The organism is Streptococcus sp. V919 (assembly GCF_054353475.1).
This window is the reverse complement of the sequence record NZ_JBTHHY010000001.1, coordinates 1,011,800-1,037,815: the sequence shown is the minus strand read 5'-3', so window position 1 is coordinate 1,037,815 and position 26,016 is coordinate 1,011,800. Positions and strand designations below refer to the sequence as shown.

At 39.4% G+C, this 26,016-nt stretch carries 27 protein-coding genes and 1 riboswitch; of the genes, 17 read left to right on the top strand and 10 right to left on the bottom strand.

All coding sequences use genetic code 11. The features are described 5' to 3' along the window. Nucleotides 1–5: 5 nt before the first annotated feature. From efp to gatC, 7 genes are all read right to left on the bottom strand, one after another. On the bottom strand, nt 6–566 hold the full coding sequence (gene efp, locus ACXYSK_RS05350; RefSeq protein ID WP_006150235.1) for an elongation factor P: 561 nt from the start codon (nt 564–566) through the stop codon (nt 6–8). 80 nt (nt 567–646) lie between these two features. Continuing rightward, nucleotides 647–2,011 (bottom strand): SPFH domain-containing protein, encoded by a 1,365-nt coding sequence (locus ACXYSK_RS05345; RefSeq protein ID WP_458625314.1) that lies wholly within the window; start codon nt 2,009–2,011, stop codon nt 647–649. 9 nt (nt 2,012–2,020) lie between these two features. Then, nucleotides 2,021–3,016, bottom strand: coding sequence for a zinc-ribbon domain-containing transport protein (locus ACXYSK_RS05340; protein WP_006150150.1), 996 nt, complete (start codon nt 3,014–3,016; stop codon nt 2,021–2,023). 50 nt (nt 3,017–3,066) lie between these two features. Further along, entirely contained in the window at nt 3,067–3,459 is a 393-nt protein-coding gene (locus tag ACXYSK_RS05335) for a hypothetical protein (RefSeq protein ID WP_006150318.1), read from the bottom strand. Nucleotides 3,460–3,511: 52 nt separating this feature from the next. Beyond that, nucleotides 3,512–4,957: an Asp-tRNA(Asn)/Glu-tRNA(Gln) amidotransferase subunit GatB gene (gene gatB / locus ACXYSK_RS05330; RefSeq protein WP_458625313.1), complete on the bottom strand. Its 1,446-nt coding sequence runs from the start codon at nt 4,955–4,957 to the stop codon at nt 3,512–3,514. Next, the gene (gene gatA, locus ACXYSK_RS05325) at nt 4,957–6,423 is read right to left on the bottom strand and encodes an Asp-tRNA(Asn)/Glu-tRNA(Gln) amidotransferase subunit GatA (RefSeq protein WP_458625312.1); all 1,467 of its coding nucleotides are present in this window, start codon (nt 6,421–6,423) and stop codon (nt 4,957–4,959) included. The genes gatB and gatA overlap by 1 nt, the downstream gene beginning before the upstream one ends. Continuing rightward, a complete protein-coding gene (gatC, locus tag ACXYSK_RS05320; RefSeq protein WP_178895400.1) occupies nt 6,423–6,725 on the bottom strand; it encodes an Asp-tRNA(Asn)/Glu-tRNA(Gln) amidotransferase subunit GatC in 303 nt (100 codons plus the stop codon). The genes gatA and gatC overlap by 1 nt, the downstream gene beginning before the upstream one ends. A gap of 212 nt (nt 6,726–6,937) precedes the next feature. On the opposite strand from gatC, the gene ACXYSK_RS05315 reads away from it, so the two are divergent. From ACXYSK_RS05315 to ACXYSK_RS05300, 4 genes are all read left to right on the top strand, one after another. Then, nucleotides 6,938–7,612, top strand: coding sequence for a YwaF family protein (locus ACXYSK_RS05315; protein WP_458625311.1), 675 nt, complete (start codon nt 6,938–6,940; stop codon nt 7,610–7,612). 34 nt (nt 7,613–7,646) lie between these two features. After that, nucleotides 7,647–8,339: a YwaF family protein gene (locus ACXYSK_RS05310; RefSeq protein WP_458625310.1), complete on the top strand. Its 693-nt coding sequence runs from the start codon at nt 7,647–7,649 to the stop codon at nt 8,337–8,339. Nucleotides 8,340–8,568: 229 nt separating this feature from the next. Further along, nucleotides 8,569–10,113, top strand: a complete 1,545-nt coding sequence (locus ACXYSK_RS05305; RefSeq protein WP_458625309.1) for a peptide chain release factor 3 — start codon at nt 8,569–8,571, stop codon at nt 10,111–10,113. Nucleotides 10,114–10,123: 10 nt separating this feature from the next. Then, complete coding sequence (locus tag ACXYSK_RS05300; RefSeq protein WP_458625308.1) at nt 10,124–10,258, top strand: hypothetical protein; 135 nt, start codon at nt 10,124–10,126, stop codon at nt 10,256–10,258. A gap of 375 nt (nt 10,259–10,633) precedes the next feature. Here the strand turns inward: ACXYSK_RS05300 and ACXYSK_RS05295 are convergent, their stop codons facing one another. The 3 genes from ACXYSK_RS05295 to trkA all read right to left on the bottom strand — a co-directional run bounded on the left by ACXYSK_RS05295 (nt 10,634) and on the right by trkA (nt 14,985). Then, a complete protein-coding gene (locus tag ACXYSK_RS05295) occupies nt 10,634–11,338 on the bottom strand; it encodes a CPBP family intramembrane glutamic endopeptidase (RefSeq protein WP_303943494.1) in 705 nt (234 codons plus the stop codon). Between the two features lie 854 nt (nt 11,339–12,192). Further along, complete coding sequence (locus ACXYSK_RS05290) at nt 12,193–13,632, bottom strand: TrkH family potassium uptake protein (RefSeq protein ID WP_458625307.1); 1,440 nt, start codon at nt 13,630–13,632, stop codon at nt 12,193–12,195. Nucleotides 13,633–13,635: 3 nt separating this feature from the next. Beyond that, nucleotides 13,636–14,985: a Trk system potassium transporter TrkA gene (gene trkA, locus ACXYSK_RS05285; protein WP_458625306.1), complete on the bottom strand. Its 1,350-nt coding sequence runs from the start codon at nt 14,983–14,985 to the stop codon at nt 13,636–13,638. A gap of 414 nt (nt 14,986–15,399) precedes the next feature. Here trkA and ACXYSK_RS05280 point away from each other — a divergent pair, with 414 nt between their 5' ends. The 13 genes from ACXYSK_RS05280 to ACXYSK_RS05220 all read left to right on the top strand — a co-directional run bounded on the left by ACXYSK_RS05280 (nt 15,400) and on the right by ACXYSK_RS05220 (nt 25,981). Then, a complete protein-coding gene (locus ACXYSK_RS05280; protein WP_458625305.1) occupies nt 15,400–15,903 on the top strand; it encodes a tRNA (cytidine(34)-2'-O)-methyltransferase in 504 nt (167 codons plus the stop codon). A gap of 54 nt (nt 15,904–15,957) precedes the next feature. Continuing rightward, nucleotides 15,958–16,175, top strand: a riboswitch (FMN riboswitch). Nucleotides 16,176–16,320: 145 nt separating this feature from the next. Beyond that, the gene (locus tag ACXYSK_RS05275; protein ID WP_458625304.1) at nt 16,321–16,884 is read left to right on the top strand and encodes an ECF transporter S component; all 564 of its coding nucleotides are present in this window, start codon (nt 16,321–16,323) and stop codon (nt 16,882–16,884) included. Beyond that, nucleotides 16,874–17,524 (top strand): phosphatase PAP2 family protein, encoded by a 651-nt coding sequence (locus ACXYSK_RS05270; protein ID WP_458625303.1) that lies wholly within the window; start codon nt 16,874–16,876, stop codon nt 17,522–17,524. Before ACXYSK_RS05275 ends, ACXYSK_RS05270 begins: the two co-directional genes overlap by 11 nt. Before the next feature lie 27 nt (nt 17,525–17,551). Continuing rightward, a complete protein-coding gene (locus ACXYSK_RS05265; RefSeq protein WP_458625302.1) occupies nt 17,552–17,971 on the top strand; it encodes a chromosome partitioning protein ParB in 420 nt (139 codons plus the stop codon). After that, on the top strand, nt 17,946–18,431 hold the full coding sequence (locus tag ACXYSK_RS05260; RefSeq protein ID WP_458625410.1) for a GNAT family N-acetyltransferase: 486 nt from the start codon (nt 17,946–17,948) through the stop codon (nt 18,429–18,431). Before ACXYSK_RS05265 ends, ACXYSK_RS05260 begins: the two co-directional genes overlap by 26 nt. A 234-nt stretch (nt 18,432–18,665) precedes the next feature. After that, the gene (gene rplK, locus ACXYSK_RS05255; protein ID WP_458625301.1) at nt 18,666–19,091 is read left to right on the top strand and encodes a 50S ribosomal protein L11; all 426 of its coding nucleotides are present in this window, start codon (nt 18,666–18,668) and stop codon (nt 19,089–19,091) included. A 97-nt stretch (nt 19,092–19,188) separates the two neighbouring features. After that, nucleotides 19,189–19,878 (top strand): 50S ribosomal protein L1, encoded by a 690-nt coding sequence (gene rplA / locus ACXYSK_RS05250; protein ID WP_458625300.1) that lies wholly within the window; start codon nt 19,189–19,191, stop codon nt 19,876–19,878. A 206-nt stretch (nt 19,879–20,084) separates the two neighbouring features. After that, complete coding sequence (locus tag ACXYSK_RS05245) at nt 20,085–21,785, top strand: acetolactate synthase large subunit (RefSeq protein WP_458625299.1); 1,701 nt, start codon at nt 20,085–20,087, stop codon at nt 21,783–21,785. Further along, nucleotides 21,778–22,254, top strand: a complete 477-nt coding sequence (gene ilvN, locus ACXYSK_RS05240) for an acetolactate synthase small subunit (protein WP_006150351.1) — start codon at nt 21,778–21,780, stop codon at nt 22,252–22,254. Before ACXYSK_RS05245 ends, ilvN begins: the two co-directional genes overlap by 8 nt. Before the next feature lie 65 nt (nt 22,255–22,319). Next, nucleotides 22,320–23,342, top strand: coding sequence for a ketol-acid reductoisomerase (gene ilvC, locus ACXYSK_RS05235; RefSeq protein ID WP_441348523.1), 1,023 nt, complete (start codon nt 22,320–22,322; stop codon nt 23,340–23,342). Nucleotides 23,343–23,421: 79 nt separating this feature from the next. Further along, nucleotides 23,422–24,672 (top strand): threonine ammonia-lyase IlvA, encoded by a 1,251-nt coding sequence (gene ilvA, locus ACXYSK_RS05230; RefSeq protein ID WP_458625298.1) that lies wholly within the window; start codon nt 23,422–23,424, stop codon nt 24,670–24,672. An 82-nt stretch (nt 24,673–24,754) separates the two neighbouring features. Then, nucleotides 24,755–25,660, top strand: coding sequence for an SPFH domain-containing protein (locus ACXYSK_RS05225; protein ID WP_458625297.1), 906 nt, complete (start codon nt 24,755–24,757; stop codon nt 25,658–25,660). A 105-nt stretch (nt 25,661–25,765) separates the two neighbouring features. Then, on the top strand, nt 25,766–25,981 hold the full coding sequence (locus tag ACXYSK_RS05220) for a capsule biosynthesis transcriptional regulator (protein WP_002893653.1): 216 nt from the start codon (nt 25,766–25,768) through the stop codon (nt 25,979–25,981). Nucleotides 25,982–26,016 lie beyond the last annotated feature (35 nt).

Below are 26,016 nucleotides of genomic sequence, written 5' to 3'. Positions count from 1 at the left end.
AGAGATTAGGCACGAGAAACGTAAGTTCCTTCTGCAGTGTTGATAACGAGTTTTTGTCCTGCTTCGATGAAGTCTGGAACGTTAACGACAAGTCCAGTTTCCATTGTAGCTGGTTTACCAGAACCTGTAACAGTAGCACCTTTAATAGATGGTTGTGTTTCAGCAACTGTCAATTCAACAGTTGTAGGTACTGTTACACCGATGACTTCAGTTCCGTAAAATTGAATTTTAACTTCAGAATTTTCAAGGATGTAAAGCAATTCGTTTTCAACATTTACAACAGGAATTTCGTATTGGTCGTAAGTTTCAGTGTTCATGAAATAAGCTGTTTCATCCATTTTGTACAAGTATTGTGCTGGTACAGTTTCAATAATCGCTTGTTCAAATTTTTCCTCTGGACGGTAGCTAGTTTCAAATGTTGAACCAGTACGGACATCACGCAATTTCATACGCATGATAGTGTTTCCTTTACCTGGTTTGTGGTGGCTAGCTTCCAAAACGCGGATTAATTTTCCGTCAGCTGTTTCAAAGGTCATACCAGCCTTTAATTTACTTGCTTCGATCATGTTTTTACCTCTTTAATAAAATAGTTTACTCTTTATTGTATCATAATAGCCCAGAATTCTCAAATGTCAGAGAAGAAGAACTAGTTGACGGGTACAATATCCCCATTTTCATTTCTGGTTACCAAGACATACTTACCATCTACTTCGATGTAAAAGTTTTTATTTGCAGTTTGTTCTGAATTGGTTGATTGTTCAGGTTTAGTGGTTTCTTCTGCAGGACTTGTTACTTCTTGATGAGTAGGTTCCACTGAGTTACTTGCTTGTTCGGGGCTAATAGTCTGTTCAGGATTAACAGATTGTACTGGGCTAGCAACTTGTTCAGGATTTGCAGTTTGTACCGGAGTAAATGCTTGGTTTGGATCAGCGGGTTGTACTGGGGGAACGGTTTGATTTGGGCTAGTAGGTTGAGCTTGTTGGGTGAGTTGGCCACCGAGAGTTTGACCGAGATTCATACCCATAAACATGTTCATACCATTGCCATTACCTTCGTTATTGGCTGCCGCAATGAGAGCTTCGTTACGAGCACGACGTTCTTCAATTTCGATGGTATTGTATTTCATAGCAACGAGTTCGCTATCAAGTTTACGAACAAGTTCCAAGCTTTCTTGGTCGTAGCTCAAATCCTCAAGAAGGATATTGGTTGCTTCAATACCGTAAAGACCAGTCCATACCTTGTTAACTTCTTGTTTAGCGATTTCATTAAAAGTATCTTGATTAGCATTTAGGCTATAGATATCAACTCGGTACTCATTAGTAAATTTGGAAATTGCGATAGCAATTTTAGGAGAGATATTTTGTCGAAGAGTTCCTTGAGCAATATCTTGGAGTGTAAATGGTTTATGTTCTTCAATTTGTTGACTGATCGAGCTAACGTAGAAAAGGACTGGATCAGAAATCTTGATATCAAACAAACCATAGAAACGGATATTGAGCAATTGTTGGTAACGTTCACTGAAGTATTCTACAGCGTTTTGGGTACCAAATTTATTACCCGCAATCGGTTGGATACGGACAAAGATGATTTCTTGTTGAGTTACGACTTGACCAGCGAATGAGAAGCGGTGCTTGAAGTTTTCCCAAGTTCCTCTTATTCCGCCTTTTTCTAGAAGCCAAGCGTTGTCGCCAGAGCGCCATTCATGGCTACCAGCTTCTAAAACATCACCAAGGAAAGTACCGTTATTTACAAGGATAGCAACATACCCTTGTGGCACAATTACGACAGAGCCATCTGTTAAAAGTCCTGTATGTTGATTACTTTGTCTAGAAACTCCGTCAGGGTCTTTTGTAAGAAGAGTTCCTTTAACAGCTAATGCATCTGATGATACGTGGTCTGGAAGCACAACGGCTTCCTTAAATTTACTGTCATTAAGACTATTAATTCCAGCAGATTTGGCAACATCAACAACTCCCTTAATTTGCTCTTTGGCCATACGAATAAATCCCATAATTTCCTCCTAATTATATAATTCGTCTTCATCCACAACGTCATAGGTGTCAAGAACCCATTGGTTTGGACTACGGGTGATATCAGATCCGCAATAGTCACATTTGCTGATTGCTGATATTTTCAGTGGAGCGCCACAGTTTGGACAGCGGTCGCTAACGGCTTCATCTTGAACAGAACTTTCAGTTTGACTGCCATGTTTGCGGATGAAGTTCATTTGATAAACTGTAAATAGATCTTTTTGAGGGTCTCCCTCAATAACCTTACGAGTCTTATCTTCGATGACATAATCTCTCAAGGTAGATGATAAGATAACCACTAAAGTATCGTTTCCATCTGGATTACTATTAAAATCTTTGATTCGAACATTTTCAACACAAACTCGTTCTAAGACATTGGTTGTTTGGGATTGGATATGTTCTTCTAGTTGAGAACTGTGTTGAGAATAGAGACTGGCGCTTTCAAGAGAACGCACCAAGTTCCAATCTTTCTTAGTCCAGGCTGCCTGTAACTGGATGTAGACTTCTTTAACCCATGAAGTGAAAGCAGAGGCATCAAAGTTTGGATCGTAATATCTGAGTCGGTCGATAGCTTGGTTATTATTTTCAACTCTACGATGGCTAATTGGCTCTGGTTCGTAGCTAGTAGTATGTCTTCTATACGGTGTTTCAGATGGAGTATTTTGGTCGTTAAGGTACTTGATGAGCATGAAGAGTAGGAAAGCCCCGACACCAAACATGATAAGAATAGTCATCCCGGTACCTAAAGATCCACCTGAACTTGAGTAACTACCGCCAGAACGATAGCTGCTTCTAGAAGAAGAGCTACCACTTGAACGACTAGAACTACTACTTCGTGAACTGCTGCGACTAGAACTACTACTTCGTGAACTGCTACGGCTAGAGCTACCACTTCGAGAATGTCCAACACCCGCATCGATTGATTGAAGAGGTGTCACAAATAGAAGAAGCAAGAAGGTAGCGATAAGAGTATATAACTTTTTCATATGTCTCCTAACTATGTGAGTACAAAAATAGTTTTTGCTAAATTTTATGTCTATAAGGAGTTTTGGAGTTTTATTGTTTTATTTTCAATAAACCACCCTATAATCCAACCAAATACGAGTAAATAATTCTCGATAGCACCAATCGCATTAACAGGAGAATGATATTCAATAAAATTTAACAAATGATTTGTTCCTATTCCTATACCACCAATAATAAGGGCAAGAAGGGCAATTCTCAGGTAAAACCAATCGTACTTAATATTAACGGCAAGAATAATAATTAAGACAGCTAGATTCCAAATTCCAATTTCTCTTTGCCATCCTGCAGAAATACCGTAACCAGAATGCTCTCCCATATAGGATGGGAGAAAGATTTGTAGAATAGAAGCACCCAACATTGCGATAATAACTAAAATAAATAGTACTCGTAAAAATTTGTTCATTTATTCTCCTTATTCTATTTTTTTGTAGAAAAGGCTATTAACGAAAGTATATTTACTCGTTCTCTTTCAACTTAGCCAATTCTTGGGCAAGTAGTTTAAGAGCAACTTGTGGATTTGCTTGGCCCTTGGTCGCTTTCATGAGGAATCCTGTGAAGGCCTTGTCAGCGTTACGTTTTCCTGACTTGAAGTCGGCAACAGCAACTTCGTTATCAGCAAAGACTTGATGGATGATTGGAATCAAGATATCTGGATCTGAGATCTGAACCAAACCGGCTTTTTCAACGTATTCACGAGCGCCACCGCCATTTTTAGCAAGGTGAACGAAAACTTTCTTAGCAATCTTAGATGAAATAGTTCCATCTTCGATGATGGCAATCATTTCTACCAAGTTTTCTGGAGTCAACTCGATTTGTTCCAGTGTCTTACCTTCAGCATTCAAGAACTGAGCGACTTCACCTTGGAGCCAGTTAGAGACTTGCTTAGCGTCAGCGCCAAGGGCAACAGCTTTCTCAAAGAAGTCAGAAGTGACTTTATTGGCAGTCAACTGACTAGCATCGTAGTCTGATAGGCCAAGGTCAGATACGTAGCGAGCACGGCGTTCTTTTGGAAACTCTGGCAACTCAGTGCGCATTTCCTCAATCCACTCATCTGAGATTTCAAAGAGTGGTAGGTCTGGTTCTGGGAAGTAGCGGTAGTCTGCAGCACCTTCTTTAACACGCATGAGGATGGTTGCTTTGTTCGCTTCATCGTAACGACGTGTTTCTTGGCGAATTTGACCACCAGAGCGAAGAATTTCAGCCTGACGTTGCACTTCGTATTCAAGACCCTTGCGGACATTTGAGAAGGAGTTGAGGTTTTTCAACTCAGTCTTGGTACCGAATTTCTCTTGACCATAAGGACGAAGGGAGATGTTGGCATCCACACGCATAGAACCTTCTTCCATCTTAACGTCGGAAATACCAGCATATTGGATCACTTCCTTGAGGGCTGTTAGATAAGCGTAAGCTTCTTCAGGAGAACGCATGTCGGCTTCAGATACAATCTCAATCAATGGCACTCCTTGACGGTTGAGGTCGACATAAGAGAAACCATCTGTTCCGTGAGTGTTCTTACCGGCATCTTCTTCCAAGTGGGCACGTTCGATACCGATTTTCTTAGTTGTACCGTCCTCAAGTTCTACTTCAATCCAACCGTTGTAACCGATTGGCTCATCAAATTGAGAAATTTGGTAGGCTTTTGGATTATCAGGGTAGAAATAGTTCTTGCGGTCAAAGTGCATCTTTTTGTGGATATCCATGTTGAGGGCAAGAGCGGCCTTGATACCGGCATCAACAACACCTTTATTGAGAACAGGTAGTACCCCAGGAAAAGACCAGTCAATCACGTTTGTATTGGCATTTTGGTCATTTCCAAAGTGGGCAGAAGTAGGTGAGAAGATTTTTGAATTGGTGTTGAGCTCTACGTGGACTTCAAGTCCAATGACTGTTTCAAAGTTCATTAGTTATCACCTCCAAAAATCACGGGTTGTTGTTTGTGGTAGTCTGTTGTTGCTTCAAAAGCAGCAGCAGCTTGGTAAATGGTCTCTTCAGAGTATTTTGGACCAATCAATTGCAAACCTACTGGTAGACCTTGAGCAAATCCTGCAGGAATTGAAATCCCTGGGAGACCTGCCAAGTTGACTGGAATGGTCAAGAGGTCCGCCAAGTACATGGCAACTGGATCGTGGTTGAGCGAATCCAAGTCAAAGGCCACACTTGGAGCTGTTGGACCAAGGATGAGGTCATAATCTGCAAATACTTTTTCGAAATCTTGGATAATAAGGGTACGAACTTGACCAGCTTTCTTGTAGTAGGCATCGTAGTAACCTGATGAAAGACTGAAAGTACCAAGCATGATACGACGTTTGACCTCATCACCAAATCCTTGGCTACGAGTGTTAACGTAAATCTCATCCAAGTTCTTAGCATCTTCAGCACGGAAACCATAGCGGATACCGTCAAATCGTTGCAAGTTTGATGAAGCTTCAGATGAAGCAATGATGTAGTAAACTGCAACACCGTATTTAGAGTGTGGAAGGCTAACTTCTTCTACAACTGCACCTAGTTTTTCAAAGTGTTTGGCTGCGTTGAGGATGGTTTCTTTAACTTCTGGATCAATCCCTTCACCAAGGTATTCCTTAGGAAGGGCAATCTTCATTCCCTTGATGTCTTGGTCGATTTTTGAAGTAAAGTCAGCAATGCGGACAGGAGCAGAAGTAGAGTCTTTGGCATCTTCGCTAGCAATCGCATTGAGCAATAGGGCGTTTTCCTTAACGGTTGGAGCAAAAGGACCAATCTGGTCTAGCGAGCTACCAAAGGCAATCAGACCAAAACGTGAAACTGTTCCGTAGGTTGGTTTGAGACCAACGATCCCGTTAAAGGCAGCCGGTTGGCGGATAGAACCACCAGTATCAGACCCAAGTGACAAGCGGACTTGTCCTGAAGCTACAGAAGCAGCAGAACCGCTAGATGAACCACCGGGAACCTTGCTGTGGTCCCAAGCATTTTTAGTTGCACCGTAGTATGATGTTTCACCAGAACCACCCATGGCAAACTCGTCCATATTAGTTTTTCCGACAACAATCATGCCCTTAGATTTTGCATTGGCAACTGCTGTTGCATCAAAGATTGGCTCGTAGTTATAAAGCATTTTTGACGCTGCAGTTGTCAGAATGCCGTCTGTAGAGATATTATCCTTAACAGCTAGTGGAATTCCTGAAAGGACATTGTCAGCATCGATTCCAGCCTCGTCAATAGCTTTAGCTTGAGCAAGGGCTTGGTCTTCAGCAATCGTAACGAAGGCATTGATTGCCTTTTCACGCGCTTTGATATCTTCAAGAGTCGCTTGGGTTAGTTCCGTTGCAGAAATTTCCTTAGAGACAAGGAGGTTGTGCAACTCTTCAATCGTTTTATTGTTAAAAGTCATTAGGCATCTCCTCCGTCATCTAGGATAGCTGGTACCTTGATATAGTAGTTTTCTTTTTCAGGTACATTTTTAAACAAGCGGTCACGGTCAGTTCCTTTTTCAGCAACATCCGGTCGCAATACGGTCTTACGATCAGCCATGGTAGTCGTTGGTTCAACACCAGTTGTATCAACTTCACTGAGCAACTCAACCATATCAACAATTTTAGACAAGGTTGTCGCAAACTCAGCTGTTTCATTTTCAGTGAATTTTAATTTAGAAAGATTGGCAACGTGAGTCACCTCTTCTTGCGTAATTTTCATCTTTTATCCTTTCGTGAAATGATGATTCTTTATCTGTTCTATTTTACCATATTTTCCTATAAATAAGGCAAGTCAAACTGAAAAGAAATAGAAATTGAAAAATACTTTTTAATTCGATATAATTGAGGAAACTAGAAGAAAGAACAACAGTCGTACTTAGTTGGTAAAAAGAATGTATCATTAACCCAACTAGAACACGTTAAGGATGGCACATGAAGCTTTGGGAGTTACTTTTTACCAGTAAAAAGACAGTCCCTCCTCATTTGGGAGCATTCTACTTTTTACTACCTACTTCTTTGGTAATCATAGCTTTTTTATCGATTCGCTATGCAAGCTCTAAACGTTACCGAGAATTTTGGTATTGGGGACAATTGATTCAGTTGCTCATTATCAACGCTTGGTATATTGCTGCACGCCTGCCCCTATCTGAGGCTCTCCCTTTTTACCATAGTCGCATGGCTATGTGGATTATTCTTTTTGCCCCTAATAAGACCTTTTTCAAGCAATATTTTGCCTTAGTGGGAGTTTTTGGTTCTATCATGGCCTTGGTTTATCCAGTCTTTTATCCTTTTCCCTTCCCTCATGTTTCGTCTGTGAACAATGTTTTCGGACATTGGGCCCTCTTGGCTAACTGCTTGATTTATCTTGTTAGATATTATAAAGTTGAAAAAGGGGATACTTGGAAAATATGCCAGATGACTTTTGGGCTCAATGCCATTATCTTTCTAGCCAACCTCTTGACAGGAGGAAATTATGGCTTTATGAGTAACCCCCCTGTGATTGGGGATCATGGCGCTTTGGTTAACTATCTCATAGTGACCAGTATGATGATAGGAGTTATCATACTCATCAATCAACTTGTTAAATACAAACATAAGAAAAGTTAATGTACAACTGAATTCGTTGCCTTAAGGAGATTTTATGCATCATTTTATCACAAGAACCCAAACCACACCGCCTCCCATTTCCATTTTTTGGTATGGAGTTATGATAGGCCTTCTTGCTTTGTCTATTTATGCTTCTCTTACTTACTACAAAAATCCCAAATTTGTTCGATTGTTTAAGTGGATTCAAATAGCGCAACTGCTAGCTCTTTATACTTGGTATATTGGTTTTAGCATTCCATTTTCAAATAGTCTGCCTCTTTACCATTGTCGTTTAGCTATGTTCGCGGTTGTCTTCCTACCAGACAGATGGAAAACCAAGCAGTATTTTGCCCTTATGGGAGCTAGTGGAGCAGTATTTGCCTTGGGCTACCCTGTTTTCGACCCCTATGATTTTCCACATATTACCAGCTTTTCTTTCTTGATTGGTCATTATGCCCTTTTGGTTAATTCCTTGGTTTATCTCATGAATCACTACGATAAGACCTTGCTGAAAAAGTATCGCATCATCGCTTACACTTTTGTTCTTAATCTTTTTCTAGTCGGAGTTAATCATGTAACGGGTGGGAATTACGGGCTTTTGAATACCACGCCTTTTATCCCAGATGCTCCTATTTGGATCAAGTATCTTTTGGTTTCAATCATTCTTTCTTCAGCCTTGGTGCTCTTTGATATCTTGTTTAAGAAACGCTGGCAAAAGAAAATGGCTTTAGAATCAGCTCTTTCGTAAAACCAATGTAAGTTAAAAAAATACAGATTCGATTGTAAAGCATAAATTGAGACATCCATTATTTAAAAGCAAGTCTAGTATATAGGCCTGCTTTTTCTGATATCAGCAATTGAAAAACTCCCTAAAATCCGATATAATGGAGTGTTGAAAGGAATTTAAGAGTCCAATGTAACAAAGAGTGATTATATATTGAAATCTTTGAAAATAAAAAGAAAAAGAAAGAGAAGTTATGAGTATTCAAGAAGAAATTAAAAGACGCCGTACCTTTGCCATTATCTCCCACCCGGACGCGGGGAAAACGACGATTACAGAGCAGTTGCTCTACTTTGGGGGAGAAATTCGAGAAGCTGGTACCGTAAAAGGGAAGAAAACAGGAAACTTTGCTAAATCCGACTGGATGGATATCGAGAAACAACGTGGGATTTCGGTAACCTCATCTGTCATGCAGTTTGACTACGATGGAAAACGGGTCAATATCCTAGATACACCAGGGCACGAGGACTTCTCAGAAGATACTTACCGTACCTTGATGGCGGTAGACGCTGCCGTCATGGTTGTGGACTCAGCCAAGGGTATCGAGGCCCAAACCAAGAAATTGTTTGAGGTTGTCAAACACCGTGGTATTCCAGTCTTCACTTTTATGAATAAGCTGGACCGTGACGGTCGAGAGCCGCTGGACCTCTTGCAAGAATTGGAAGAAGTATTGGGCATTGCAAGTTATCCAATGAACTGGCCAATCGGGATGGGGAAAGCCTTTGAAGGACTCTATGACCTTTATAACCAACGCTTGGAACTCTACAAAGGGGATGAACGCTTTGCCAGTCTAGAAGATGGAGACAAGCTCTTTGCTAGCAACCCATTCTACGAACAAGTGAAAGAGGATATCGAACTCTTGCAAGAAGCTGGAAATGAATTTTCAGAAGAAGCTATTTTAGCTGGTGGATTAACTCCAGTATTCTTCGGTTCAGCTCTTACTAACTTTGGGGTACAGACTTTCCTTGAGAATTTCCTCAAATTTGCTCCGGAGCCACATGGCCACAAGAAAACAGACGGTGAACTTGTCGATCCTTATGATAAGGATTTCTCAGGCTTTGTCTTTAAAATCCAAGCCAACATGGATCCTCGTCACCGTGACCGCATCGCCTTTGTCCGTATCGTCTCTGGTGAATTCGAGCGTGGTATGAGTGTTAATCTCCCTCGTACCGGTAAGAGTGCTAAACTATCAAATGTTACTCAGTTTATGGCGGAAAGCCGTGAGAATGTCACCAATGCTGTAGCGGGAGATATTATCGGAGTTTATGATACTGGTACTTATCAGGTTGGAGATACCTTGACAGTTGGTAAAAACAAGTTCGAATTTGAACCACTGCCAACCTTTACACCTGAAATTTTCATGAAAGTTTCTGCTAAGAACGTCATGAAGCAAAAATCCTTCCACAAGGGAATCGAGCAATTAGTACAAGAAGGAGCTATTCAGCTCTATACCAACTACCAAACAGGTGAATACATGCTAGGTGCCGTTGGTCAATTGCAGTTTGAAGTTTTCAAACACCGGATGGAAAATGAGTATAATGCAGAAGTCGTTATGAGCCCAATGGGTAAAAAGACCGTTCGCTGGATCAAACCAGAAGACTTAGATGAGCGCATGTCTTCAAGTCGAAATATCTTGGCGAAGGATCGCTTTGACCAGCCTGTCTTCCTCTTTGAAAACGACTTTGCCCTCCGCTGGTTTGCGGACAAGTATCCAGATGTGGAGTTGGAAGAAAAGATGTAAATCGTTACAAATGACTAGCAACACAAAGTTGCTGTCATTTGACGGTAACCGCTATGGCGGTTTACCTAAACGCTTCACTAGGCAAAACCCACGAATGGTATCGATTCGTGGGTTTTATCGTCGTAACAGAAAGGAAGTGGACTAGCTAACTTCCTTACTAACTCGTTGGCGAAAAATAATAGTTTTCGCTTCTTCGTGTCGTAACATTTAGGAGTGGTCTAACTGACTACCTCACTAACTTCGTTTTACAAATAGAATCGATTTGTAAAACTAAGTGTCGTAATCTAATAAACGGCAACCACTATAGCAGTTTACCTAAACGATTCACTAGGCAAAACCCACGAATAGTATTGATTCGTGGGTTTTACCGTCGTAACAGAAAGAAAGTGGTCTAGCTTACTGTCGCTATCTCCGTGTTGCAACTTCTCACACCTAATTCGTGTTTCGATCTTAAATAGACAAAAAAGACTAGAAATTAAATAGATTTCTAGTCTTTTTATTAGTAGTGGTACACCTTCAGTTAGTGAATAACATCTATACCAACAACCTTGATAAGAATTGTCAGAAGGATAAGCATGAGTATGCTCATTCCATTAATTACTAAATGGAGGAAAATAGACATTTCTAGACGTTTGGTGCGATATGCAGTCCAAGTTAGGACGGCAGACATCCAGCCGTAGATCAAGAAAGAAGGTGGATTTGTTGGGATATGGGCCATTGTAAAGAGGAGCCAACCAAAAATGTAACCAATTTTTTCATATCCTTCAAAAAGTTTAGTAGGTATAATACCACGGCAGATAATTTCCTCGCAAATAGGAGCTACCAAGACAACTACGAAAAAGCTTGAAATGATGGAAGTTTCTGACATGAGGCTATTAATAGTTTCTTGATTTGAAGTAGTTGTTTGATTTAGAAGTCTTAGCCAAATTCCACCAACCATATTTACAGCGATAATGGCTGCATAGCTGAGTGCGATTCGAGGGGCATCATTAATGCTAAAGAGTTTCGATTTTAGATTTAAGAGTTTGCTTTTGTGAGCACCATATAAAAAGAGTGTAACAACAGTAGTAGAGACAATCCCTACTATTAAAGATGCCCAAATAGATTCCAGTTGAGTTCTTTGTAGCAATACCCAAGTCAAAATAGGAACTTGAGATAGAAACATTGCTACAAAAAAGATTCCTAACCAAAGCAGTCTTTTACGATAATCTTTAAAAAAATTCATCCAAATATCTCCTAAAAAATTTATTTCATTATAGCATACTTTGGATAGGAATTCTATAAACTACCAAAACATGAGTGTAGAGACAATTAGTAAGATATTTCGTATTAAATGACTGTAGAAGGATAAATCGTGTCTTAATTTTTTGGGGAATAAAAAGCTGAGAAAGCTAACTCCTAATAGGATATAAAAGCTGACAGAAAGTATAGTTCTAGGATTATGCAGAAAAAATAAACTAAAGATCATTAGACTAATTAGTTTTCTTGTCTTATTATGAGTTGGTAAGTTCTTCCATTTCTTGAGCGGTAAAAAAGTTGCAATATCTATTCCAAGCAAGAAAAAGAAAGAGACAAGCATCAAATCCACCACTTCTTTTTGAAGTAGAGTGCCACTACTAGGATTGTCAAATAGGATAAGAGTGACTCCCGCAACATTAATGACAATTATAGTACTATATAATAAAAAGAAAGAACGGCTGCAATTTCGTAGCTGATTGTTGACAGGATCATGGCCCGAAAGATAGTGGATAAAAGTACACATAGCAGCTAGTGCCAGTAATAATAGTAACAAGTAAAAGTATGATTGTTTGAGAGTTAGAGAAATTCCAGGCCAAAATACACAGCTGCAGAGTCCAAGATAGGCTACGGATCCCAATAAGAGAAACTGGATTGATTTTCTAATTTTTTCCATAAATAAACCCCTACGTTTTTTAAAAATTATAACGAAATGGATTCACAAAAAATCAACTTTTTCCCAAGTGTTCGTTTTTGTCTCTCAACTGTCTTTTTCTATTTTTAGATAAAAAAACACACCCTGCAGCTATTTCGTGCAAGATGTGATTTTTGTTAATAAAATTTCTAACGTTTAGACCAGGTTCGTTTCATAAAGAGTAATATGATAGGATAAATTTCAAGACGTCCTGCAATCATTGCAAAGGATAGGAGGAGTTTTGAGAATGGACTAAATATTGAAAAACTTGAAGTCGTTCCTAGAATTGGACCGATATTGTTAAAACAACTGAAAACAGCACTCGTAACAACCATTAAATTGTTAGTATCTAAACTGACGATGAAGATTAAACTTAGTAGAATCATGATGTAAACTACAAAATACTTCAAAATCTTGTGTTGGGTATCCTTGTCGATGACCGTTTTATTAACATGAAGAGTTAAGACACGGTGAGGGGATATAGTAGACAAGAATTGGTTTTTTGCAATTTTAGCGAGGATGACTCCACGGATAACCTTGAGACCCCCAGCAGTAGATCCAGCAGAACCACCAATTGCCATTAACATTAGTAAGATGTATTGAGAAAACAAAGGCCAGTTCGTGATGTCTCCATAACCAAAACCAGTAGTGGTAATGATATTAGAAACTTGGAAGAAGGCCATCTCAAAACTTTGTGAAACGCCACTATAAAGGTGCAGTGTGTTGAGTGTGATTAAGCCGGTAGATATAGCAACAATCAAGAGATAAGCTCGAAGTTCCTCATCGAAAAAGAATTCCTTAAATCGACGAAGCATGAGATAGTAGTAGAGGTTGAAATTGACACCGAACATCAAAACCCCAATACTTGTCAAATAAGTGATGAGAGAACTATGATAGTGGGCAATACCATCGTTATAAACAGTGAATCCCCCAGTTCCAGCTGTTCCCATTGCGATAACAAAGCTATCGTAGAGTGGCATCCCTGCAATATAATAAATAACTACAAAGATGGCGAACATAGCTAAGTAGAGGATGTAGAGGATTTGGGCTGTATTTTTTAGTTTAGACACAACCTTACCAAATACTGGTCCTGGGACCTCAGCCTTCATAACCTCTAAGTGACTGTTTTTTGCATTGTCCATAATAGCGAGGGCGAAAACTAGCACCCCCATCCCTCCAATGAGATGGGTAAAACTCCGCCAAAATAGAAGTGAACGGCTTAAGACCGATACGTCATTTAGGATGGTTGCACCCGTTGTTGTGAAACCAGAACTAACTTCGAAGAAGGCATCTATCATATTGGGGATTTGTCCTGAAAAGACAAAGGGAAGGGCGCCAAAGAAAGACCAGAGAATCCAACATAGAGCAACGATCAAGACCCCTTCTTTTGCATAAATTCGTTGTTTTTTTGGCTTGCTGATGATACCAAGAAGACCCAGGACGACAAGAATACCAATGGTAGAGAAAAGAGCTGTAAACACTTGACTAGATTCTCGATAGTAAAGAGCGATACTGACTGGTACCAAGAGAAGGGCAGCCTCGATTAAGAGTAGCTTTGCAAGAAGAAAGCGTACCATACTTCTATTCATAGCTTACCTCTCTAACAAATCATAAATCTTGGTGATGTTTGATAGCAAAGTGATGACCACTAGCTTATCACCGACTTGGAGCGTATCTTCTCCAGTTGGGAAGATTGTTTTTCCGTTCCGAATAATGGCGGCAATCAAGACATCTTTTTTGAGCTTCAATTGAGACAAGGGTTTGCCAGTCATCTTGTTTGCTTCCTTAATTAGGAACTGAAGGGTTTCTACCTGGCCATTTGCAAGGTGGTGCATAGCTTGAAGGTCAGAATATTGCGCATTTACACGACCGTGAATAAAGTGCATGATAGTATCAACAGCGATTGTCTTAGGCGTGATGATGCTTGAGAAATCCGTCGCGTGGATAATTTCCAAGAGACTAGTACGGTTAACTTTGGTAATGTTTTTTTGAACACCAATACTATCCAAGAACATAGATGTAATGATGTTTTCCTCGTCGACTCCAGTCAAAGTAGCAACAGCATCGTAGTTTTGGGCACTTTCTTCTAAGAGAATATCTTTAGTTGTTCCATCCCCTTGAACGATATAGAGTTTAGGGAATTTTTCACTAAAGAAGGCAGCTCTTTCTTGGTTGACCTCTATCACTTTCGTATCGATTCGACTATCTTTTAAAATACCTAGTAGGTAGTATGCAATCTTACCAGCCCCAATGATGAGCAAGCTCTTGACGACTCTGGACTTGAGATAGTTGTGGAAGAGCATCATATCGACACGATGTCCTGTTACAAAGATGCGGTCTTTATCTTGTAAAATAACATCGCCACTAGGAATCATCAGTTTATGATCGCGTTCAATAGCACAGACGATAACGTTACCGAACTTTTTACGAAAATCAGCAATGGACATCTGACAAATATTGCTATCTTCTCGAACGACGAATTCCATTAGGCTAACCAAGCCACCCACGAAACGTTCAACGGATAGAGCGTTTGGGAAGTCAATGATGTTTGCGATAGCACGAGCAGCTAAGAGTTCTGGGTTAACAATCAGTGAAAATCCGAGAATATTTTTTTCTTTAAAGTAAGGATTAGAATATTCAGGATTTCGAACACGAACGATGGTTTCTTTGGCCCCCATTTTTTTAGCGAGAACGGCTGAAACCATGTTAACTTCATCATACTGCGTCATGGCGATGAAAATATCACAGTCTTGAACATTGGCTGCCTCTAACATAGCAAAGTCAGCACCGTTTCCTGCGATACCGATAATATCAAAGCGACTTGTCATGTAATTTAAAACAGTTTCGTTCTGTTCAATCAAGACAACGTCATGGTTGTCAGCAACAAGCGAACGACAAAGGGCAGAACCGACTTTTCCCCCTCCAACAAGAATAATTTTCATAGTTATATAACCTACTTTTTCATTATGTCTCTATCATACCTTTTTTTCGGAAAAAATGCACTCAACAACCGATTTCTTGCCCCTTTTGAAGAATCAGATTGGCACCCAAAGTAAAATCCGTATTCTATTAGGGATGAGTTCCTATTTTCCAGATTCTAAATACAAGCCAATCCCATGATATAATTGGTTTGATGAACCTTATTTAACTTTTGTAAATATGTTTGTAAAAAAATGAAAAAAATCAAGTCATTTCTATTGACAATCAGGCTGAAAGTGATATACTAAAAAAGTAGTTTCGCTGATTTACTTCAAACCTGTTGTGAGGTAAGTTAACGACGCCTTAACCACGCTGTTTGCTGAGCTTGACTCCGGGCAGTGTGGCTATTTTTTTGCACTAGTGAGAGGAAGCAAGGCATGACCAATCATATTGTATTGTTTGAACCACAAATTCCACAAAATACGGGAAATATTGCACGTACCTGTGCAGCGACGAATGCGCCCCTTCATATTATCAAACCTATGGGCTTTCCTATTGACGATCGTAAAATGAAGCGAGCTGGGCTTGACTATTGGGACAAACTTGATATTTATTTCTATGATAGTCTAGATGAATTTATGGGAAAAATGAATGGACAACTCTACTTGATTTCCAAGTTTGCAGAAAAGGTCTATTCAGATGCTGATTTTACTATTGAAGGAAATCATTATTTTCTCTTTGGTCGTGAAGATAAGGGCTTGCCTGAGGCATTTATGCGTGAACATCCAGAAAAGGCACTTCGAATACCTATGAATGATGAACATGTCCGCAGTCTCAATGTTTCGAATACTGTTTGTATGATCGTATACGAAGCTCTACGTCAACAGAATTTTGCTGGCTTGGACTTGGTTCATATCTATGAGACGGACAAGTTGAAATAATCATGAAAACGAATACTTAATGCTTGCACTTGCAAGCGTTTTTTGTTATGATAAAAGGGTCTTCAGGGCTGGGTGTAATTCCCGACCGGCGGTGACTTTAACTAGCTATTTCGGCTTACTCGTCGTTGTCTTGTCTCGATATACTTTAGTATTATCTTCGACTGCAACGCCTAGATTAATCCCAAATATCTTAGTTAAAGAAGTCCGCGAGCGCAAGCTGATGTGGTGTGATTCCACAACCGACAGTATAGTCTGGATGGGAGAAGACGAAAGAATAATTTTATCTATTCCACTTAAATATATAGGAAGTTCTTTTGGTGTTTTTGACCAATAGATTGTTTTTGATATAGTGAGTTGATAGATAGAGTGGGACTTTCCAACTTCTTCTGATTTTATAGAAAATTGGAGGAACCTGTTATGACAAAAACACGTCGACTTTCGACCATTGCAATTTTATCAGCACTTTCATTTGTGTTGATGTACTTTGACTTTCCACTCTTGCCTGCGGCGTCCTTTTTGAGGATTGAGTTCAGCATCTTACCGGTTTTGGTAGGGTTAATAGTACTCGATTTACCCGCAGCTTTTGTGATAATTTTACTTCGTTCCTTGCTTAAGTTGATTTTAAATAATCAAGGAGTCAGCACCTATATCGGTTTGCCGATGAATATTGTGGCTTTAGGAGTTTTTGTTCTTGCATTTGGTTTGATTTGGAAAAAAGATCGGACGCCAATTCGTTTTGCTCTAGCTTCTCTTTCTGGTACGATTGGTTTGACCTTGGCTATGCTAGTTCTTAACTATGTTTATGCTGTCCCATTATATGCTAAATTTGCTAATTTTGATATTGAGAAAATACTAGGACTAAGCAACTATCTGTTGACAATGGTTTTACCTTTTAACTTAATTGAGGGTATTATCTTTGCACTAGCATTTTGGTTGATTTATGTCTTCCTAAAAGTAACTTTAAAACGTTATGAAAGATAAACAAACATATTTAACAAAGGGCTCTTTTGCCCTTTTACTATTTGTAATTCTGGGTTATGTCGTTAAGTTTTATCCAGAACAATTGATACCATTTGATTCGTCTATCCAGACAGCAATCCGTGGAGATTTACCAGCTATATTGACAACTATCTTTCGTGGGATTACTCGCCTGATTGACTTGCCAATCGTTATTTCTTGGGCAATTCTATTGACTGCAATCTTTTATCTAAAAAAGTGGAAGTCCGAAAGTCTTTTAGTAGCTGGCAATCTTAGCTTGGCTGGAATTTTAATTGTGTCCTTAAAACACCTCTATCAACGTCCCCGACCAGATATTTTACATTTAGTGGAGGAGAAAGGATTTTCTTTCCCAAGTGGGCATTCACTGGCGGTGACCTTACTCATTGGTTCCTTGATTATTATCCTAGGTCAGAGAGTGAAAAACACTACTATAAAGCTAGCTTTGCAAGGACTATTAGGACTTTATTTGATCAGTGTCCTTGTTTCCAGAGTCTATCTGGGAGTTCATTATCCATCAGATGTTCTTGCTAGTCTTTGTGTTGGCCTAGGAGTTCTATTCATTGAATTTCCATTTTATGACAAACTCCGTTTCCAATGGCGCTTTAAAGGAAAGCAGAAGTAGGCAACAAATTCTCTTGAGGAGAAAGAAATGAAAGTCAATATAAGAGATCTTCATCCGACTCAACTATACTTATCAGAAAAGAAGTTGCTAGATATTCAGATGCTTTATCAGTCAGTAGAACTAATTAATGTTGATCCAATTAGCGTTCTTGCATTTGGAGATTGTTTGTTGATTACTGATGGGCATCACAGGGCTTATCAGGCTTTATTGGCAGGTCGGGATACGATTTCTGCTGAGTTTGATAAAGATGGTGGTGATGAACTATATCATCTTTATGCGCAAGCTTGTGAGGAAAGAAAGATTTACTCTATTTTAGATCTAAAAAATCGTATCTTACCTCAAGATGAGTATGAAGCAAAATGGTATAACTGGTGTGATGGTTTTAATCAAGCAGCGGAGCTAGTATTAGGAGTAGAAAATGATGACAAAAATCATTCAGATAGATGATTCTTTACGCCTAGTTCCCTATTTTTTAGCAGATCATCATGATGCAGCTTTGGGCTGGTATCAAGATGTGGATTTGGTAGAACTTGTAGACGGCATTAGAATACCCTATAGTTTGGAAAAATTAAATACCATGTATTCCTATTTAGAGAGTAACGGGGATTTGTTCTGGATTGAGTTTCGAGAAAAGGGGGAGTGGTTTCCAAGTGGTGATGTCACCTTATCTCAGGAGAATCTTCCTATTGTGATTGGCAATCCAACTTATCAGCATCAAGGACTTGGACGCAAAGTTTTGAAGGCTTTGATTGATCTAGCTCGTCAAAGGGGATGGACAGAATTGAAAGTTCAAGAAATCTACACTTTTAATCCTATCTCTAGAAGATGTTTTGAGTCTCTTGGATTTGTGGAAAGTAGAAGGACTGAAAGTGGGGTTGGCTTTCTCTTAAAACTGAACACTAACTAGGCTAAATTATTTTTAAAAATCGATCAAAAATAGAGCGGTTTTTTTAATTTATAGTTTGCAATACTTTTAAAATCGAAATGATAGGCAAATTCAGTTATAAAATTTCTCTAAAAATAGAATTTTTCTCTTGCATTTTGGATAGATTAGTGTATAATAGTAGGGTATGTGTAAAACATACTTGTGGGAGGTAAAAATCTCTAAATTACCGCCAAAACCACAAAGGAGGATTTAAAAATGGCTAAAAAAGTCGAAAAACTTGTAAAATTGCAAATCCCTGCTGGTAAAGCTACACCAGCTCCACCAGTTGGACCTGCTCTTGGTCAAGCTGGTATCAACATCATGGGATTCACAAAAGAGTTCAACGCTCGTACAGCTGACCAAGCTGGTATGATCATTCCAGTTGTTATCTCAGTATACGAAGACAAATCATTTACTTTCGTTACAAAAACACCACCAGCTGCTGTTCTTTTGAAAAAAGCTGCAGGTGTTGAAAAAGGATCAGGTACACCTAACAAAACTAAAGTTGCTACAGTTACTCGTGCACAAATACAAGAAATTGCAGAAACTAAGATGCCAGATTTGAACGCAGCAAACATCGAGTCTGCAATGCGTATGATTGAAGGTACTGCTCGTTCTATGGGATTCACTGTTGTTGACTAATCAATAACGTCCCCAATATAACCCGCAAGACTTCATCATTTCGAGAAGTGACGTGGGAGATGAAAATCGATTGAACCACTTACAAGGAGAATAGAAAATGGCTAAAAAAAGCAAACAACTTCGTGCTGCACTTGAGAAAATCGACAGCACAAAAGCATACAGCGTAGAAGAAGCTGTAGCACTTGCAAAAGAAACTAACTTTGCAAAATTTGACGCAACTGTAGAAGTTGCATACAACTTGAACATCGACGTTAAAAAAGCTGACCAACAAATCCGTGGAGCAATGGTATTGCCAAACGGTACTGGTAAAACTTCACGCGTTCTTGTTTTCGCACGTGGTGCTAAAGCAGAAGAAGCGAAAGCTGCTGGAGCAGACTTCGTAGGTGAAGATGACCTTGTTGCTAAAATCAACGACGGTTGGTTGGACTTCGACGTAGTTATCGCTACACCTGATATGATGGCTCTTGTTGGACGTCTTGGACGTGTCCTTGGACCACGTAACTTGATGCCAAACCCTAAAACTGGTACTGTAACAATGGATGTTGCGAAAGCAGTTGAAGAGTCTAAAGGTGGTAAAATTACTTACCGTGCTGACCGTGCAGGTAACGTTCAAGCAATCATCGGTAAAGTATCATTTGAAGCTGAAAAATTGATTGAAAACTTCAAAGCTTTCAACGAAACAATTCAAAAAGCTAAACCAGCTACAGCTAAAGGTACTTACGTAACAAACTTGACTATCACAACTACTCAAGGTGTTGGTATCAAGGTTGATGTAAACTCACTTTAATTAGTAATTTGTAAAAAGGTTGAAGACGATAAGTCTCAACTTTTTTTTCTATGAAAATGTTAAAAACACGGATAAACTTTGGAATCGATTTGATATTGTAAAGCATCTAGATAGAAAATTCAGAAAATTTCTTCTTTTGTCTTGAAAATTTTTGAAAAAATGGTATTATAGAAACAAGTCATTTTAAGAGAACAGAAAGGGGAACAATGGAGAAAATCATTTTAGATTCACCAAAGTCGGGATCAGAACTTGTTTTGGAAACACTCCGTGATTTAGGAATTGATACGATTTTTGGTTATCCAGGCGGAGCCGTATTGCCTTTGTATGATGCTATTTATAATTTTAAAGGCATTCGTCATATTTTAGGTCGCCATGAACAAGGATGTCTTCATGAAGCTGAAGGTTATGCTAAGTCAACAGGAAAGCTTGGTGTTGCAGTCGTCACAAGTGGACCGGGAGCTACAAATGCCATTACGGGTATTGCAGATGCTATGAGCGACAGTGTTCCTCTTTTGGTTTTCACAGGACAAGTGGCAAGAGCGGGTATCGGTAAAGACGCTTTCCAAGAGGCGGATATTGTCGGTATTACCATGCCAATTACCAAGTACAATTATCAGGTTCGTGAAACAGCCGATATTCCACGTGTGATTACAGAGGCGGTGCATATTGCGACAACAGGTCGTCCAGGACCAGTTGTGATTGATTTACCAAAAGATGTTTCTGCGCTTGAGACTGATTTCATCTACTCACCAGAAGTAATCTTACCAAGTTATCAACCAACCGTTGAGCCAAATGATATGCAAATCAAGAAAATCTTGAAGCAGTTATCTAAAGCTAAAAAACCAGTATTACTTGCTGGTGGTGGTATTAGTTACGCAGAGGCTGCCACAGAGTTGATTGAATTTGCAGAACGGTATCAAATTCCGGTTGTAACCAGTCTTTTGGGACAAGGTACAATTGCAACTAGCCACCCACTGTTTTTGGGGATGGGTGGAATGCATGGTTCCTTTGCAGCTAACATTGCCATGACAGAAGCAGATTTTATGATTTCTATTGGTTGTCGTTTTGATGACCGCTTGACTGGAAATCCTAAGACTTTTGCTAAGAAGGCTAAAGTAGCGCATATTGATATTGATCCTGCAGAGATTGGTAAGATTATCGCAGTCGATATTCCAGTTGTTGGTGATGCTAAAAAAGCCTTACAACAATTACTTGCAGAACCAGTTGTTAATAACAATACTGAAAAATGGATTGAAAAGGTCACAAAAGATAAAAATCGTGTTCGATCTTATGATAAGAAAGAACGGGTCGTCCAACCGCAAGCAGTCATTGAACGCATCGGTGAGTTGACCAAGGGGGATGCCATTGTTGTAACAGACGTTGGCCAACACCAAATGTGGACAGCTCAATACTATCCTTACCAAAATGAGCGCCAATTGGTAACCTCAGGTGGTCTAGGAACGATGGGATTCGGAGTTCCTGCAGCCATCGGAGCAAAAATTGCTAATCCAGATAAAGAGGTCGTCCTCTTTGTCGGTGACGGTGGTTTCCAGATGACCAACCAAGAATTGGCAATCTTAAATATCTATAAGATTCCAATCAAAGTCATCATGCTCAATAACCACTCGCTCGGGATGGTTCGTCAATGGCAAGAAGCCTTCTATGAAGGACGAACATCAGAGTCGGTCTTTGATAGCCTTCCTGATTTCCAATTAATGGCGCAGGCTTACGGGATTAAAAATTATAAATTTGACAATCCTGAAACCTTAGAGAAGGATTTGGAAGTCATCAAAGAGGATGTACCAATGTTTATCGAAGTAGATATTTCTCGTAAAGAGCATGTCTTACCGATGGTACCAGCTGGTAAGAGTAATCATGAGATGTTGGGGGTGAAGTTTAATGCGTAGAATGTTAACAGCCAAACTTCAAAACCGTTCAGGCGTTCTCAATCGCTTTACAGGAGTCTTGTCGAGACGTCAAGTTAATATCGAAAGTATTTCTGTGGGTGCAACGGAGAATCCTAATGTATCACGAATTACTATTATCATTGATGTCGCATCGAATGATGAAGTAGAGCAAATTATCAAACAACTTAACCGTCAGGTCGATGTTATCCGTGTTCGCGATATCACTGATAAACCTCACCTAGAGCGAGAAGTTATCTTGGTTAAGATTGCTGCACCAGCTGAGAAGCGAGCAGAAATTTTGGCAATCATTCAACCTTTCCGTGCAACTGTGGTCGATGTGGCTCCGAGCTCCATTACTGTTCAGATGACTGGGAATGCAGAAAAGAGTGAAGCTTTGATTCGTGTCATTCGACCATACGGTATCAAGAATATTGCTCGTACGGGTGCAACTGGATTTACCCGTGATTAAAAATCCAATCTAAATTTGTTAATTTAGCCTATCAGGCAATAAAAATAGAAATGAGAGAAAAAATTATGGCAGTTCAAATGGAATACGAAAAAGATGTAAAAGTAGCAGCACTTGACGGTAAAAAAATCGCCGTTATCGGTTATGGTTCACAAGGACATGCGCATGCTCAAAATTTGCGTGATTCAGGTCACGATGTGATTATCGGCGTTCGTCCAGGTAAATCATTTGATAAAGCTAAAGAAGATGGTTTTGATACTTACACAGTAGCAGAAGCAACTAAATTGGCTGATGTTATCATGATTTTGGCTCCAGACGAAATTCAACAAGAATTGTACGAGGCAGAAATCGCTCCAAACTTGGAAGCTGGAAATGCAGTTGGTTTTGCACATGGTTTCAACATCCACTTCGAATTCATCAAAGTTCCTGCAGATGTTGATGTCTTCATGTGTGCTCCTAAAGGACCAGGACACTTGGTACGTCGTACTTACGAAGAAGGATTTGGTGTTCCAGCGCTTTACGCCGTATACCAAGATGCTACAGGAAATGCTAAAGACATCGCTATGGACTGGTGTAAAGGTGTTGGTGCAGCGCGTGTAGGTCTTCTTGAAACAACATACAAAGAAGAAACTGAAGAAGATTTGTTTGGTGAACAAGCAGTTCTTTGCGGTGGTTTGACTGCCCTTATCGAAGCTGGTTTTGAAGTCTTGACTGAAGCTGGATACGCTCCAGAATTGGCTTACTTCGAAGTGCTTCACGAAATGAAATTGATCGTTGACTTGATCTACGAAGGTGGATTCAAGAAAATGCGTCAATCAATCTCTAACACAGCTGAATACGGTGACTACGTTTCAGGTCCACGTGTGATCACTGAACAAGTCAAAGAAAACATGAAAGCCGTTCTTGCTGATATCCAAAATGGTAAATTTGCCAACGACTTTGTGAACGACTACAAAGCTGGTCGTCCAAAATTGACTGCTTACCGTGAACAAGCTGCTAACCTTGAAATTGAAAAGGTTGGTGCAGAATTGCGTAAAGCAATGCCATTTGTTGGTAAAAACGACGATGACGCATTCAAAATCTACAACTAATTTTTGAGAATAAAGATAGAAGGCGAGTTGGGGGTACCTAACCCGCTTTTTATCTTGAAAACGAATTAAGGAGAAGATTATGCTTAGTGCAAAAGATGTGGTAAAAGCCCATAAAGTATTGAGTGGTGTAGTAGTCAATACACCGTTAGAATATGATCATTACTTATCAGAGAAATACGGAGCTAAAATTTATCTCAAGAAAGAAAATGCTCAACGTGTTCGGTCATTTAAGATTCGTGGTGCTTATTATGCGATTTCTCAATTGACCAAGGAAGAACGTGAACGTGGTGTAGTGTGTGCTTCAGCGGGAAATCACGCCCAAGGAGTTGCTTACACATGTAATGAGATGAAGATTCCTGCAACAATCTTTATGCCAATTACAACACCTCAACAGAAAATTGGTCAGGTTCGTTTCTTTGGTGGTGATTTTGTAACTATCAAATTGGTAGGAGATACCTTTGATGCGTCAGCCAAGGCAGCTCAAGAGTTTACAGTCGCTGAAAATCGTACCTTTATCGATCCTTTCGATGATCCTTATGTTCAAGCGGGGCAAGGAACTGTTGCCTACGAGATTTTAGAAGAAGCACGCAAAGAATCCATTGATTTTGATACTGTTTTGGTACCTGTAGGAGGTGGAGGTCTTATTTCTGGTGTTTCTACCTATATTAAAGAAACAAATCCAGAAATTGAAGTCATTGGTGTTGAGGCTGAAGGGGCTCGTTCTATGAAGGCGGCGTTTGAAGCTGGAGGACCAGTCAAACTCAAGGAAATTGATAAGTTTGCGGATGGGATTGCTGTGCAAAAGGTAGGACAGTTGACCTATGAGGCAACTCGTAAAAATGTTCAGACTCTTATTGGTGTGGATGAAGGTTTGATTTCTGAGACCCTAATTGATCTCTATTCTAAACAAGGTATCGTAGCAGAACCTGCGGGTGCTGCTAGTGTTGCAGCCCTAGAAGTATTGTCTGATTATATAAAAGGAAAAACTATTTGTTGTATCATTTCTGGAGGAAATAATGACATCAACCGTATGCCAGAGATGGAAGAACGTGCCTTGATCTATGATGGCATCAAGCATTACTTTGTAGTGAATTTCCCACAACGCCCAGGTGCTCTTCGAGAGTTTGTAAATGATATCTTGGGACCGAATGATGATATCACACGTTTTGAATACATCAAACGTGCTAGCAAGGGAACTGGACCTGTTTTGATTGGTGTAGCTCTAGCAGATAAGCACGATTATGCAGGTTTGACTCATCGAATGGAAAAATTCGACCCGTCTTATATTAACTTAAATGGGAACGAAACCCTATATAATATGCTTGTTTAATATCCTATAAAATTTTTATCATATTATTTGCCTAACCTATATGCGAGTGCTATAATGTAAGTGAAGAAAGGGGGAGATTCCCATGGTTTTACCAGTTTTACCAGTTATACTTGTTCTATTAATTCTAATGCTTATTGTGGGAGTTACTATAGTAAGTTCTGTTTATGTCGTTCGTCAACAATCTGTTGCCATTATCGAACGATTTGGTAAATATCAAAAGTTAAGTAATAGTGGTATTCATCTGCGAGCACCATTTGGCATTGACAAAATTGCAGCTCGTGTACAGCTACGCCTTTTACAAAGTGAAATCGTGGTTGAAACCAAAACCCAAGATAACGTTTTTGTGACCATGAATGTCGCAACTCAATACCGTGTAAATGAGCAAAACGTTACAGATGCTTACTATAAATTGATGAGACCGGAAGCTCAAATTAAATCTTATATTGAAGATGCATTACGCTCATCTGTTCCTAGATTAACTTTGGATGAATTGTTTGAGAAAAAAGATGAAATTGCATTAGAAGTTCAAAAACAAGTAGCGGAAGAAATGTCAACGTATGGGTATATTATCGTTAAGACGCTCATTACCAAAGTTGAGCCGGATGCAGAAGTCAAACAATCGATGAACGAAATCAATGCAGCTCAACGTAAGAGAGTGGCCGCTCAAGAATTGGCTGAAGCAGACAAAATAAAGATCGTTACAGCGGCAGAAGCTGAGGCAGAAAAAGATCGTCTTCATGGTGTGGGGATCGCAGAGCAGCGGAAAGCAATTGTTGATGGACTTGCTGATTCTATTAAAGAGTTAAAAGGAGCTAATGTCGAATTAACTGAAGAACAAATTATGTCAATCCTATTAACCAATCAGTATTTAGACACATTGAATAATTTTGCAGACAAACAAGGAAATAATACTATATTCTTGCCAGCAAATCCTAATGGAGTTGAAGATATACGGACCCATATATTATCGGCTTTAAAAGCCAAATAATTGTGTTCTGAGCGCTTTAATTCAGTGTATGTATGCGTTTTTATTGACAAATACTATAAAAACATATAGAATGAAATAGCGCAAAGAAAAAAATAGGAGAATAACATGGCTAAGTCTAACTTTGAAAAAGTAGAATCAGTTGTTAGCTGGGTTCGTGATAAAAAAATCACAGGGTATCGTATTTCTAAGGAAACAAATGCACGTGAAATGTCTATCATTGCTTTAGCTCAAGGACGTGCAAAAGTTAAAAACATTTCCTTTGAAACAGCCCTTGGCTTAATTGATTTCTACGACAAAAATCATGAAAAATTTGAAGATTAGTCTTTGGATATAGGCAGGTTCGAAAAGAACCTGCC